Annotated in this window: 12 protein-coding genes; 8 read left to right on the top strand and 4 right to left on the bottom strand. The window is 69.5% G+C overall.

What is annotated here, in order from left to right:
* Nucleotides 1-70 precede the first annotated feature (70 nt).
* Both G6N31_RS21770 and otsB read left to right on the top strand, forming a co-directional pair.
* On the top strand, nucleotides 71-2,863 hold the full coding sequence (locus G6N31_RS21770; RefSeq protein WP_098003664.1) for a cation-translocating P-type ATPase: 2,793 nt from the start codon (nucleotides 71-73) through the stop codon (nucleotides 2,861-2,863).
* 57 nt (nucleotides 2,864-2,920) lie between these two features.
* Nucleotides 2,921-3,730 (top strand): trehalose-phosphatase, encoded by an 810-nt coding sequence (gene otsB, locus G6N31_RS21765; RefSeq protein WP_098003665.1) that lies wholly within the window; start codon nucleotides 2,921-2,923, stop codon nucleotides 3,728-3,730.
* A gap of 13 nt (nucleotides 3,731-3,743) precedes the next feature.
* Here otsB and G6N31_RS21760 read toward each other — a convergent pair whose 3' ends face one another.
* Nucleotides 3,744-5,378 carry a fatty acid--CoA ligase gene (locus G6N31_RS21760; protein WP_098003666.1) on the bottom strand — a complete coding sequence of 545 codons (1,635 nt, stop codon included), beginning with the start codon at nucleotides 5,376-5,378 and terminating at the stop codon, nucleotides 3,744-3,746.
* Nucleotides 5,379-5,495: 117 nt separating this feature from the next.
* Here G6N31_RS21760 and G6N31_RS21755 point away from each other — a divergent pair, with 117 nt between their 5' ends.
* On the top strand, nucleotides 5,496-5,687 hold the full coding sequence (locus G6N31_RS21755) for a ferredoxin (RefSeq protein ID WP_098003667.1): 192 nt from the start codon (nucleotides 5,496-5,498) through the stop codon (nucleotides 5,685-5,687).
* Here G6N31_RS21755 and G6N31_RS21750 read toward each other — a convergent pair.
* Nucleotides 5,684-6,160: a DUF309 domain-containing protein gene (locus tag G6N31_RS21750; protein WP_098003668.1), complete on the bottom strand. Its 477-nt coding sequence runs from the start codon at nucleotides 6,158-6,160 to the stop codon at nucleotides 5,684-5,686. The two genes, G6N31_RS21755 and G6N31_RS21750, sit on opposite strands and share 4 nt — an antisense overlap.
* Before the next feature lie 36 nt (nucleotides 6,161-6,196).
* On the opposite strand from G6N31_RS21750, the gene G6N31_RS21745 reads away from it, so the two are divergent.
* From G6N31_RS21745 to G6N31_RS21725, 5 genes are all read left to right on the top strand, one after another.
* Nucleotides 6,197-7,384 (top strand): YVTN family beta-propeller repeat protein, encoded by a 1,188-nt coding sequence (locus G6N31_RS21745; RefSeq protein ID WP_098003669.1) that lies wholly within the window; start codon nucleotides 6,197-6,199, stop codon nucleotides 7,382-7,384.
* 43 nt (nucleotides 7,385-7,427) lie between these two features.
* The gene (locus tag G6N31_RS21740; RefSeq protein WP_098003670.1) at nucleotides 7,428-7,652 is read left to right on the top strand and encodes a hypothetical protein; all 225 of its coding nucleotides are present in this window, start codon (nucleotides 7,428-7,430) and stop codon (nucleotides 7,650-7,652) included.
* Between the two features lie 91 nt (nucleotides 7,653-7,743).
* A complete protein-coding gene (locus tag G6N31_RS21735; protein ID WP_098003671.1) occupies nucleotides 7,744-8,166 on the top strand; it encodes a nitroreductase family deazaflavin-dependent oxidoreductase in 423 nt (140 codons plus the stop codon).
* Between the two features lie 111 nt (nucleotides 8,167-8,277).
* Nucleotides 8,278-9,309, top strand: coding sequence for a fused (3R)-hydroxyacyl-ACP dehydratase subunits HadA/HadB (locus tag G6N31_RS21730; protein ID WP_098003672.1), 1,032 nt, complete (start codon nucleotides 8,278-8,280; stop codon nucleotides 9,307-9,309).
* Between the two features lie 2 nt (nucleotides 9,310-9,311).
* Nucleotides 9,312-10,388, top strand: coding sequence for an NAD(P)H-dependent amine dehydrogenase family protein (locus tag G6N31_RS21725; RefSeq protein ID WP_098003673.1), 1,077 nt, complete (start codon nucleotides 9,312-9,314; stop codon nucleotides 10,386-10,388).
* Here G6N31_RS21725 and G6N31_RS21720 read toward each other — a convergent pair.
* Both G6N31_RS21720 and G6N31_RS21715 read right to left on the bottom strand, forming a co-directional pair.
* On the bottom strand, nucleotides 10,379-11,269 hold the full coding sequence (locus tag G6N31_RS21720) for a ferredoxin family protein (RefSeq protein WP_098003674.1): 891 nt from the start codon (nucleotides 11,267-11,269) through the stop codon (nucleotides 10,379-10,381). The genes G6N31_RS21725 and G6N31_RS21720 overlap by 10 nt on opposite strands.
* A complete protein-coding gene (locus G6N31_RS21715) occupies nucleotides 11,266-12,480 on the bottom strand; it encodes a cupin domain-containing protein (protein ID WP_098003675.1) in 1,215 nt (404 codons plus the stop codon). The genes G6N31_RS21720 and G6N31_RS21715 overlap by 4 nt, the downstream gene beginning before the upstream one ends.
* Between the last annotated feature and the right edge of the window lie 3 nt (nucleotides 12,481-12,483).

The raw sequence follows: 12,483 nt of genomic DNA, 5'->3' as shown, positions 1-12,483 counted from the left end.
GTCCCCGGCCGGTGCCCGGAGATTTGCGCACCCCGGACCGCGGGCGGCGGAATGAGGGATCATCGGTCGGGTGGGGGCATCCGCCGATATCTCCCTGGATCCGTCGCTACGGGAACTCACAGAGGTCGCCCGCTGCGTCGCGGTCGATCCTGCGGTGGGATTGTCGACGGTCGAGGCCGGCCGCCGTCTGCGCCGCGACGGCCCAAACGAACTGCGTGCGAAACCGCCGGTGCCGGTGTGGCGAAAGGTCCTGTCCCAGTTTCAGGATCCGCTGGTTTACCTGCTCGTGGTCGCGGTCGCGATCTCCGTCGCGGCCTGGCTGGCCGAGGGCGCCGCCGGAGCACCGATCGACGCCATCGTCATCACCGCGATCATCGTCGTCAACGGCGTTCTCGGGTACGTCGAACAGGACAAGGCCGAGACCGCCGTCGCGGCGCTGCAGTCGATGACGGAGGCGACGTCGCTGGTGTTGCGCGACAGTGAGCTGCGCACGGTGGCCTCGCGGGCGCTGGTGCGCGGTGACGTGCTCGTGCTCAGCGAGGGCGACGCCGTCGGCGCCGACGCCCGGCTCATGACGGCGACCGCGCTACGCGTGTCCGAGGCGTCCCTGACCGGTGAGAGCGAGTCGGTGACCAAGAACACCGCCACGCTGGCACACCCGGTACCGCTGGGCGAACGCAGCAACATGGTGTTCCGCGGGACCACGGTGACCCAGGGGGTGGGCCGGGCGGTCGTCACCGCGACCGGCATGAGCACCGAAGTGGGTGCGATCGCCGAGATGCTCGAAACCACCACCGAGGACCTGAGCCCGCTGCAGAAGGAGATCGCGGGCGTCAGCAGGATGCTCGGCGTCACGGTCATCGTCATCGCGGCCGTCGTCATGATCGTCACCGCGGTCACCAACGACGTCTCCACATCCGCCGATCTGGTGACCGTGCTGCTGCTGGGGGTGTCGCTCGCGGTGGCCGCGGTACCGGAGGGGCTGCCCGCCATCCTGTCGGTGGTGCTGGCCCTCGGTGTGCAGCGCCTGGCCCGGCGCAACGCGATCGTCAAAACGCTGCCCTCGGTGGAGACGCTCGGTTCGGCCACCGTGATCGCGTCGGACAAGACCGGCACGCTGACCAGGAACGAGATGACGATTCAGCGCATCCGCACCGCCTCGGGCGAGGTGGAACTGACCGGCGTGGGCTACCGCCCCGACGGCCGGGCGCTGAGCGGCGGCCAGGAGCTCTGCGATCCGGTGCTGTCCGAAGCGCGCATGGTGCTCACCGGTGGCTCGCTGGCCAACAACGCGCAGCTGACCTGCCGCGAAGGCGAGTGGGAGATCCAGGGCGACCCCACCGAGGCGGCGTTCCTGGTGGCCGCCCACAAGCTCGACGGCGTCGTCGATCGTGCGCAGCAGTTCCGGCGCTGCGGCGAAGTGCCGTTCACCTCGGACCGAAAGATGATGTCCGCGTTGGTCACCGGCCTCCAGCCGGGTACCGCTGTGGTGGCCAAGGGTGCACCCGACGTGCTTCTGCGCCGCTGCGTGGCTGTGCAGGTCGGTGCGGAGGTGGTGCCGCTGGACCCCGACCGGCGCGCAGCCGCGGTGGCCGACGTCGACGAACTGTCCGCGCAGGCGTACCGCACCCTCGGGGTCGCCTACCGCCGGGCCGACGATGCGGACACCCTCGACGGGTTCGACGAGGACGACGAGCGGGACCTCGTCTATGTCGGTGTCGTCGGGATCATCGACCCGCCCCGTTCGGAGGCGGCCGCGGCCGTCGCCGAAGCCCGCCGGGCGGGTGTGCGCGTCATGATGATCACCGGTGACCACCCCGTCACCGCGGCCCGCATCGCCGAGCATCTCGGCATCCCCGCGCCGGGCGCCACCGCGATCACCGGCGCCGAGATCGACGCGCTGTCCCCGGAGCAACTGCGCGACGTGACGGCCACGACCGCGGTCTACGCCCGGGTCGCCCCGCAGAACAAGCTGCAGATCGTCGACGCACTGCAGGCCCGGCATGAGGTCGTGGCGATGACCGGCGACGGAGTCAACGACGCCCCTGCCTTGAAGTCCGCCGACATCGGGGTGGCGATGGGAATCACGGGCACACCGGTGACGAAGCAGGCGGCGAAAATGATCCTCGCCGACGACAACTTCGCCACCATCGTGGCCGCGGTGCGTCAGGGCCGGGTCATCTTCGACAACATCAAGAAGTTCCTGCGCTACCTGCTGTCGTCGAACATGGGCGAGGTCTTCACCGTCTTCTTCGGCGTCTTGTTCGCCGGGTACATCGGAATCACCGGCGGCGCGGACGAGACCATCGTGGTGCCGTTGCTGGTGACCCAGATCCTGTGGATCAACTTGATCACCGACTCGGGTCCCGCGCTCGCGATGGGGGTGGACCCCGAGATCGACGACGTGATGGCCCGGCCGCCACGGCGCTCGACCGACCGTCTCATCGACCCGCAGATGTGGCGGGGCATCGTCTCCGTCGGTCTGGTCATGGGCGCCGCCACGCTGCTGACGATGGACATCTGCCTGCCGGGCGGCCTGGTGGAGGGATCGGACTCATTGGACGTGGCGCGCACCGCGGGATTCACCACGCTGGTGTTCGCCCAGCTGTTCAACGCGTTCAACTCCCGTTCGGCGACCACCAGCGCATTCCGGCACCTGTTCAGCAACCGCTGGCTGTGGACGTCGGTGGCCCTGGCCGTCGTGCTGCAGATCCTCGTCGTCCAATTGCCCTTCCTGCAAACCGCTTTCGGCACGACGTCACTGGATCTGGCGCACTGGGCCCTGGCTGCGGCCATGGCGTCGGCGGTGCTCGGCTACGGCGAGCTGCGCAAGCTGGTGCTGCGCGGACTCGCGGCGCGCTAACGCCACCCCCGTAGGCTGGAGGTTTCCGACGCCGGTGCCTGAACAGGGAGGTCTGCGATGAGCAGCAAGGTGAGCGACCTGCCGTCGGTGCTCGCGGACGGTTCCGTCGAGCGCCGGCTGGCGGGGCGCAGGCCCGCGGTGTTCCTCGACTACGACGGAGTGCTGACACCGATCGTGGACCGCCCGGAGGACGCGGTGATGTCCGGTGACATGCGAACGACGCTGCGCGAACTCGCCGCACGCTGCCCGGTGTGCATCATCACCGGCCGGGACCGCACCGTGGCGCAGCAGTTGATGGGCCTCGACGATCTGGTCGTCGCCGGCAGCCACGGCTTCGACATCTGGACCCCGCAGCAGGGTTCGATCACCGACGACCGGGTCTCCGGCTATCTCGATCTGATCGCGACGGTGGCCGACCGGCTCCGCGACGAGGTCGGCGCGATTCCGGGCGTGCAGATCGAACCCAAGCGGGCCTCGGTGGCGGTGCACTATCGGCTCGTCGCCGCGGAGCATCGCGACCGCATCGCCGAGAGCGTGCAGCGCCTGCTCGCCGAGCACCCCGACGATGTCGCGCTCACCCCCGGGAAGATGGTCTACGAGCTCAAGCCGAACGTCGACTGGGACAAGGGCAGGGCGGTCCTGCATCTGATCGACGTGCTCGACCTCGGCAGCGACGACGTGGTGCCGCTGTATCTGGGCGATGACATCACCGACGAGGACGCCTTCCGGGCGTTGCGCGACAAGGGAATCGGAATCTTCGTCGGTTGTGCCGACGACCCCGAGGTCGGCGACCGCGAGACCGCTGCGCAGTTCGTGCTCGGCTCGGTCGATGAGGTCCGGCAGTTCCTGACCGCGCTGGGACGCTGAGCGCGCCGGCGCCCTACGTGTCGCGCAGTTCGGTGACCTGGTAGGCGTCGTCGGCGTAGCGCGCCCGGATCACCTTCTTGTCGTATTTGCCCACGCTGGTGCGGGGGATCTCGTCGACGAAGGTCCAGCGTTCCGGCAGCCACCAACGAGCAACCTTGTCGCTGAGGAACTTTCGCAGCTCAGCGGCGTCGGCCTGGGCACCGTCCTGGACGACGACAGCCGCGAGCGGACGTTCCTGCCAGCGGTCATCGGGTACGCCGACCACGGCGGCTTCGCGCACCGCCGGGTGCGCGATGAGGTGGTTCTCCAGTTCGACCGAGGAGATCCATTCGCCGCCGGATTTGATGACGTCCTTGGCGCGGTCGGTCAGCGTGATGTAGCCCTGGGCGTCGACGCGGCCCACGTCGCCGGTGCGCAGCCACCCGGACTGGAACTTCGACTCGTCGGTGTTGCGGTAGTAGGAGCCGGTGATCCAGGGGCCGCGGACCTCCAGTTCGCCGACGGCCTCGCCGTCGTGGGGCAGTGCGGCACCCTCGTCGTCGACGATGCGGGCCTCCACCCCGCAGATGGGTCGGCCCTGGGTTCCGCGGATCTGCCAGTGCCGGTCCTCCGGGGTGCCCGGCGGCGGCCAGGCCAGTGTCGCGACCGGGGAGGTCTCGGTCATGCCCCACAGCTGGCGGATCTGCACGCCGAGCTTCTCCTCGAACACCTGCATCAGCGACACCGGGACCGCCGATCCGCCGCAGCCGACCAGCCGCAGCGACGAGATGTCATGGCCGGGATTGCGTTCGAGGTGGTGCATGACGTCGTTCCAGATCGTGGGTACCGCGCCGGCGACGGTGGGCCGCTGCGTCTCGATCAGGTCGACGAGGCGCTCGGCGGTCATGAACCGGTCCGGCAGCACCAGGTCCGCGCCGGCCATCAGCGCGGCATACGGCAGACCCCAGGCGTTGGCGTGGAACATCGGCACGATCGGCAACGCCTTGTCGGAGAAGCTCAGGCCCAGACCGTTGCCCGCGCACACCGCCATCGAGTGCAGGTAGCTCGAGCGGTGCCCGTAGACCACCCCCTTGGGGTGGCCGGTGGTGCCGCTGGTGTAACACATTGCTGCAGCCGACTTCTCGTCGATGTCCGGCCAGTCGAACTCGGCGGACTCGGCCGCGAGGACGTCGTCGTAGCGCACCACCTTTTTGCCCGACGCCTCCAGCGGGGCCAGATCACCCTCGCCGACGGCGATCACGGTGTGCACGGTCTCCATCGACCCCAGCACCGGCGCCAGCACGGGTGTCAGCGACAGGTCGGCGATGACCACGCGATCTTCGGCTTCGTAGGCAACGAACTCGAGCTGTTCGGGGAACAGCCGGATGTTGAGGGTGTGCAGTACCGCGCCCATCGAGGGCACCGCGACGTAGGCCTCGAGGTGTTCCTGGTTGTTCCACATGAACGTGGCCACCCGGTCGTCACCGTCGATCCCGAGCCGGCGCAGCGCGTTGGCCAGGCGGGCCGCGCGCTCGCCGAGTTCGCGGTAGGTGGCGTGCCGGTAACCGTCGCCGGTTGCGGTGGTCACCGTGCGGTCCCCGTGCACCGTGGCCGCGTAGCGCAGAATCGCCGCGACGGTCAGAGGAACATCCTGCATCGTGCTGTACATCGTGAAAGCCTTCGCCCGTGCGGTCAGTTGGCCGCGATGCTAGCGCCCGGGCTCGCCGAGTTTCACCGTTTCACCCGGTCCCGTAAAGCTAAGGTCGGTAGCGCAGAGGAGGGGCTCATGCGGGTGCACGTGGACCGCGATCGCTGTGAAGGCAACGCCTTCTGCGTCAAGATCGCGCCGCAGGTTTTCGAACTCGACGACGACGAATACGCGATCGTGGTCGCCGATCCGGTGCCGGTCGACCAGGAGCCGGCCGCGGAGCAGGCGGTCGCCGACTGCCCTCGCGCGGCGATCACCCGCAGCGATTAGCCCGTCGTGAGCGGCCGGCGCAGCCGCGTCGGCGCGATGTCCGCCGACGAACCGAGGGCCTCGATGAGGTCTGTCGCCCAGCCGACCAAACCGTCGACGTCCACGGAGTGCGGCGCCGGCCGGGCGACCTCACCGAGCCGCTCGCACCCGCGCCGCAGCAGCGCCGACGCCCCGGCCGGGTTGCCGCGCTGGATGTGGGTGACCCCGACGGCGAGTTGCGCCAGCCCCTGCCACAGCGGCCGCTCCTCGGATGGCCGATCCTTCCACGCGGCCTCGAGCACCTCGTGGGCATGGAACGCGAAGCCGTTGTCCAGGAGATCCTGGGCGGATGCGAGGAACCCCGAGGGTGACAGGTGCAGATCGTCGGGGATCCTGGGCACACCGTCGCTGCCCGGCGGAAGCGGCCGCCCCAGCGCATCGCGGGGGCGCGCGTTACGCGGCCGGCCGGTCTCGTCGCGGGCACGTTCGACCATGTCCCCATCTTGCCGCGCCGGAGTAGGGTCGGGCCCATGGTGCCGGCCACCACGAGAACCTCGTCGGAGACCCGGTCCTCGGTCCGGGTCGTTGCGGCCGTCTGTGCAGCGCTGCTGGCGGCAGCACTGGTCGGCTGCTCCGGTGGCGGACGCGAGACCGCGACTACGCCGGTCGGCCCGGAACCCGCTCCGCAGGTGTCGGGGTCGGTGTGGGTGGCCGATGAGACCGGCAACAGCCTGACGGTGCTCGATACCGCAACTAACACGGTCGCGACCACGCTGACCGGAATCCAAGCGCCACACAACGTCCAGGTCGGCACCGACCCGGGCACGGTGTACGCGACCAGCGCCGACTCGTCGCTGGTCGCCGCCATCGACGCCGAGTCCTACAAGGTCATCGCGACCGCGCGGACCGGGCCGCACCCCGCCCATGTCATCGACGCGCCCAACGGCAAGGTCTACGTCGCCAACTCCGAGGACGGCACCGTCTCGGTCTTCCGACGCCAGAACCTGGAGCCGATGGGACGGATCGAGGTCGGCGGCATGCCGCACGGATTACGCGCCGCTGCCGACGGCTCGGTGATCGTGGTGGCCAATCACAGCGCAGGCGCGCTCGATGTGATCGACGCCGGGTCCGATTCGGTGCGGTTCTCGGTGCCGGTGGGCGACGGGCCCGCACAGGTCGCCGTCAGCGCCGACGGACGATTCGCCTACACCGGCACCACAGAGCCGGCCGCGGTGGTCAAGGTCGATCTCACCGCGCGGAAGATCGTCGGCAGCGCCCCGGTCTCCGCGCCTCCGGTACAGGTGTTCCTCACCCCCGACGACGCCACCGTCGTCTCGGCCGACCAAGGCACCCCGCAAGCCGCCGGGCAGAACGCCTCGGTGATCGACACGGCCACGATGACCGTCGAGGCCACCGTGCCGACCGGGGCGGGACCGCACGGCGTCGTGATCGATCCGACGGGCCGCCTCGCCTGGGTCACCGACAGCTACGCCGACACCGTGTCGGTCATCGATCTGCGCAGCCGCACGGTAACGGCCACGGTTGGGGTCGGCGCCGGCCCTAATGGGATCAGTTACTCGCCGCGGCCACCCTCGGCCGGCGCCCCGACCGTCGCACTCGACGTCCCCATTCCCGCGGAACCGGCGCCCGCAGCGGGCGAGAACGAGCAAGTACCGGGCCACCACAGCGAAGTTCCGCACCAATCGGGACATGGCTGAGCGGTCGGATCGGGTACCCGGCCCCCACGCGAAGGAGGTTCAGATGAGCGAGACCTGGGAGGTCGTGGTGGCCGACCTGTACGACCGCGGCGACCCGGCCAACGGAGCACAGGAGACGTCGGTGGTCCAGGGACCTGAAGCCGAGGCTCGCCGGGTGTTCGCCGACACGGTCGCCCAAGCCTCCGACCGTGGCCACGAGTACGTGCGGTTGCGGTGCAACGGTCGCAACGTGGAGTCGTGGCCGCAGGAGACGGGGTGGACGGTCTGACCCGCTGGGCCGAGTCCGGGGCGTTTCTCGCTCGGGCTCGGCGGGCAATCTAGCCGGGAATACCGGCGGTCTGCCGATCATTGGAGACAACGTGAGCGAACAAGCAGAGTTGAGTCCCACCGACTGGGTCCGCGAGCAGACCCAGCGCATCCTCGAGCAGGGCACCACCGACGGCGTCGAGGTCTACGACCGCCCCATCGTGTTGTTCACCACCACCGGCGCGCAGTCCGGCAAGAAGCGCTACGTGCCGTTGATGCGCGTCGAGGAGAACGGGCGCTACCTGATGGTGGCCTCCAAAGGCGGCGATCCCAAGCATCCGGCCTGGTACTTCAACGTGAAGGCCAACCCGGCGGTGACGGTCCAAGACGGCGAGCGGATCTTCGAGGGCACCGCCCGCGAACTCGACGGCGACGAGCGGCAGCACTGGTGGGAGCTGGCCGTCGCGGCGTTCCCTCCCTACGCCGAGTACCAGGCCAACACCTCCCGGCAGATCCCGATCTTCGTCGTCGAATAGGCCCGTCGAGCCGCTGGTCGGTAGCGCGAGAGTGCGCCGACGGTAGCGTCTGCGGTCCGGCGACGACGCTGCGTGCACTTTCGCCGACCGGGCGCGCGTTAGTGTCACCGTATGACTGCACCCGCAGAGACGTCGCCGCTCGAAGCCCGGGTCGGGCACCACTACCAGATGGCGGGCACCTATCTCGTCGGCCGTGAGAAGCTGCGCGAGTACGCCCGCGCGGTGCAGGACTACCACCCCGCGCACTGGGACGTCACCGCGGCCCGTGAACTGGGGTATTCCGACGTCATCGCGCCGCTGACGTTCACCTCGGCCCCCGGCATGCAGTGCAACCGGCGCATGTTCGAAGAGATCGTCGTCGGCTACGACACCTACCTGCAGACCGAGGAGGTGTTCGAGCAGCACCGCCCGATCGTGGCGGGCGACGAGCTGATCATCGACGTCGAGCTGTCCTCGGTGCGCCGCACGGCCGGCCGCGACTTCATCACCGTCACCAACACCTACACCGATCTGCACGGGGAGCGGGTGCACACGCTGCACACCACCGTCGTGGGGGTGACCGCCGAGGACATCGACGCCGGGGTCAAGACGGCCGTGCAAAACGCGATGATGCACGACATGAACATTCTCGACATCGGCGGCAACGACGCCGACTACGAGAAGACGATTCGCCCCGACGGCGAGATCAGGATCTCGCAGGGCACGCTGACCCGCACGCCGGGCACCGCGAACTTCGACGACGTGCAGGTCGGCGACGAGCTGCCGATCCACCACACCCGGCTCTCGCGCGGCGATCTGGTCAACTACGCCGGCGTCGCCGGTGACGCCAACCCGATCCACTGGGACGAGGACATCGCCAAGCTGGCCGGGCTGCCCGACGTGATCGCGCACGGCATGCTCACGATGGGGCTGGGCGCCGGCTTCGTATCGCGCTGGTCGGGCGACCCCGGCGCGGTCACCCGCTACGCGGTGCGGCTGTCCCAGCCGGCGGTGGTGTCGGCCAGGGAGGGTGCGGACATCGAGTTCAGCGGCAAGGTCAAATCCCTCGACCCACAGACCCGCAGCGGCGTCGTGCTGGTCGGCGCCAAAGCCGGCGGCAAGAAGATCTTCGGCCTGGCAACGCTGCACGTCCGCTTCCGCTGACCGTGGAATCCCCGCAGCACGCCGTCATCCTCTGGGGCCTGGGCGCCGTGGGCCGGGAGCTGGCCACCGCGATCATCGACCACCGACCCGACCTGCGCATCGTGGCCGCGCGGGTCTACTCCGGGGACAAGAACGGCGTCGACGTCGGGACGCTCGTCGGCCGTGACCCGGTGGGGGTCGCCGCGACCACCGACGTCGAGCAGATCCTCGCGCTGGACGCCGACTGTGTCCTCTACACGCCGCGCCGGACCGAGATCGCCGACGTCTGCGCCCTGCTCGCCAGCGGGAAAAACGTTGCGACGACGGCATTTCTGTTCCATCCCGAACGCAGCGACCGCACCGACCGCGACCGGCTGCTCGACGCCTGCCGCCGCGGCGGATCCAGCGTGCACGGCAGCGGACTGAACCCCGGGAACCTGTCCGGTGTACTGCCGTTGGCCCTGTCGGGCATGAGCCGCACCATCGACAAGATCACCCTGCAGGAGCGTGCCGACTGGTCGGTCTACGACAGCACGTCGATCACCTTCGACAACATGGCATTCGGGCGTCCTGTCGACGAGATCAGCCCGACGGCCAACGAGTTCCTGGCCTTCAACAGCGCCTTGTTCTCCGAGCAGGTGTGGTTTCTCGCCGACGCGCTGCACGCCGACATCGACGAGGTGACCGCGTCAGTCGATGCGGTGCCCGCCAAGGACGACCACCAGATCTTCGACCATGTGCTGCGGGCCGGCACCACCGCCGGGCAGCGTTGGCAGTGGCGCGGACAGCGTTCCGGGGAGACGCTGATCGAGATCGAGACTCTGTGGACGGTCGGCAACGAATATCCCGACCACTGGCCCACGCCGCAACACGGCTGGACGCTGACCATCGAGGGCGACCCGTCGATGCGGACCCACTTCTTCTCGCTGGCCAGTTTCCGCCGCGCGGCCGGCATGGAAGAGCACGTCCGCTCGGCCAATGTGGCCACGGCCATGCAGATCCTCAACGCCGTGCCGGCGGTGTGTGCGGCGCCGCCGGGGTTCGCGACCATGGCGAATCTGCCGCTGATCCGCAGCCATACCGGCTTCGGTCACGTCTGATTCAGGGACACCAGTTCGAACGTCCGGACCGGTCCGGCCACCGTCGCACTGCACTGCGAGAACAGCGACTCGGACATCTTGTCCCGCAACGTCACCTCGATCGGACCGGCGTGGTGCTCGAGCACCACCCGTCGCAGCCCCTCCCCCGCGTGCACGTCGAGGGGCGCGAGCGCGTCGATGCGGTCCTCACCGAGGTGCAACCGCGCGTAGTGCTGTGCCGCCTGCACCGCGTGCGGCAGCGAGGTACGGCCGCGCAGGAAGCTGGTGTCCAGCCGTCCGTCGAGATACCGGGCAACCAGAGCGGCCCCGTCGGCGGAGTCGACCCGGCCGTAACACAGGCCTTCGGGCAGGATCAGCATCGTCGCGGCGAACCGATCGCCGCCCAGATGTGAACACTCCCAGGTGATCTCCGGATAGGCGGCCGCGATCGCGGAGACGGCGGCGCGGCCCCGCACCGCGCAGCACTGGTCATGCTTGCCGTGCGCGCACACCGCGACCACCGGCTCGTCGACACGTCGGCCGTCGGAGCCGTCGAGAGCCAGCTCCAGATAATCCCGCGGGTCGCCGACCTCACCGTGATGCAGTGCCTCCGAACCCGGTTCGGCATCGGCGATATACCAGCGCCAGCGCGGTGCTGCGGAGCGTCGGCCGTGCCGGCGGATCGCAGCGATGCGCATCTTGGCGGATTCGGCACGTCGCACCACCGCCCGCCCCAGCTGTGGGTCGATGATGTTGGGAGATTGCAGGAAAGCCGAAGGGCCCCAACCACCCTCGAGTTCAAGAAGCAACCAGCGATTTCCGGCGGAGGCGGTGCCGTGCATGGGGTCCTGGCGCGCCAGCGAGGCGTCGCTGCACGGAGTGCGCTTCGGCGCGCCGGTCATGACCGATCCACCGGGACGAGAACCGCTTCGCGCAGCAGGCGGCGGATCACCACGGCGCCGTCGGCGGCATCCAGACCGGGCAGGTCGCCGGCGTCGGCGACGGTCCCGCGCTGCAGCGCAGCCAGCGCATCGGCGCACGCGTCGGGAAAGTCGATAGTGCGGTCCGGCAGGCGCATCCGCACCCGCCCGTCACCGCGTTCGAGAGTTGCGACCAGACCGCGGCGCCACCGGACCACCACGGTGTCGGCGTGTTCGGCGGCGACGAGTGACGCCAGCGGCCGCACCGCCACCGGACGGGTCCGCTCGGCGTACTGCTGTGCCAGGCGGGTGGCCACGGCATCGCTCAGGTCCGGCGCCCCGTCCCGCAAGGTCTCGGTCAGTTCGGCGATGATTTTCGTTGCGGTGGCGGCCATCTCGTCTCGGTCGGTCGGGTCGGTGGCCATCGGCAGCGACGCGCGGAACTGCTGGTGCGCGGACAACCCGTCGACGAGGGCGCGGATGACGTCGAGCCGGGTGGTCGCCGACACCCCGACGGTCAAGTGCACAGACACCGTGTCCAGCGCCCGGGCGGAATGGATCCAGCCCCGCGGCAGGTACAGCGCATCGCCCGGCGCGAGTACGGTGTCGATGACCGGGTCGTCGTCGGCGACCCGGTGCGCGACCGCGTCCCGGTGGTCGGTCCACGGCTGCGTCGGCAGCGGATCGACGTGCACGGGCGCGTGCACCGACCAGTGTTTGTGTCCGGCGGTCTGCAGCACGAACACGTCGTGTACGTCGTAGTGCGGTTCGAAGCCCCGGTTCGACGGAGGCGTGATGTAAGCGTTGGCCTGCACGGGATGGCCGAGGTCGTCGACCAGTGCGCGCACGAAGTCGATCACCGGAGGCCATAACCGGTGCAGACCCTGCAGCACGATCGACGCACCGGCCGCGAACTGCGCAAGCACCTTGGCCGGGTCCACCTGGTCGGTGACCTCGGCACCGAAGCCCGCCGGCCCGAGATAACAGTCGCGCGCCAGCACGCTGCCGTCCTTGGCAAGCCGGATGAACGGCGCGCGGACCCCGCGCTCGGCGAGCAACTCGTCGACCGCGTCGGCCGACAACAGATCCGAGAAGTCGCGCGGCAGCGAGGCGGCCGGGCTGAACAGCGGCCGCCTCCCCCAGTAGCTCTGCGCGAACTCCTGGGGGTCGGCGCCGATGCAGCGACTCAGCATGGA

It is taken from the genome of Mycolicibacterium duvalii (assembly GCF_010726645.1).
In the GTDB taxonomy this organism is placed as follows: Bacteria; Actinomycetota; Actinomycetes; order Mycobacteriales; family Mycobacteriaceae; genus Mycobacterium; species Mycobacterium duvalii.
The sequence above is the reverse complement of the archived record's forward strand: the minus strand, read 5'-3'. Positions and strand labels throughout refer to the sequence as shown.

Coding starts and splice junctions, on each gene's coding strand:
- otsB (WP_098003665.1), top strand. CDS start 2,921: ATGAGCAGCAAGGTGAGCGACCTGCCGTCGGTGCTCGCGGACGGTTCC.
- G6N31_RS21755 (WP_098003667.1), top strand. CDS start 5,496: ATGCGGGTGCACGTGGACCGCGATCGCTGTGAAGGCAACGCCTTCTGC.
- G6N31_RS21730 (WP_098003672.1), top strand. CDS start 8,278: ATGACTGCACCCGCAGAGACGTCGCCGCTCGAAGCCCGGGTCGGGCAC.
- G6N31_RS21760 (WP_098003666.1), bottom strand. CDS start 5,378: ATGTACAGCACGATGCAGGATGTTCCTCTGACCGTCGCGGCGATTCTG.
- G6N31_RS21715 (WP_098003675.1), bottom strand. CDS start 12,480: ATGCTGAGTCGCTGCATCGGCGCCGACCCCCAGGAGTTCGCGCAGAGC.
- G6N31_RS21720 (WP_098003674.1), bottom strand. CDS start 11,269: ATGACCGGCGCGCCGAAGCGCACTCCGTGCAGCGACGCCTCGCTGGCG.
- G6N31_RS21745 (WP_098003669.1), top strand. CDS start 6,197: ATGGTGCCGGCCACCACGAGAACCTCGTCGGAGACCCGGTCCTCGGTC.
- G6N31_RS21750 (WP_098003668.1), bottom strand. CDS start 6,160: ATGGTCGAACGTGCCCGCGACGAGACCGGCCGGCCGCGTAACGCGCGC.
- G6N31_RS21740 (WP_098003670.1), top strand. CDS start 7,428: ATGAGCGAGACCTGGGAGGTCGTGGTGGCCGACCTGTACGACCGCGGC.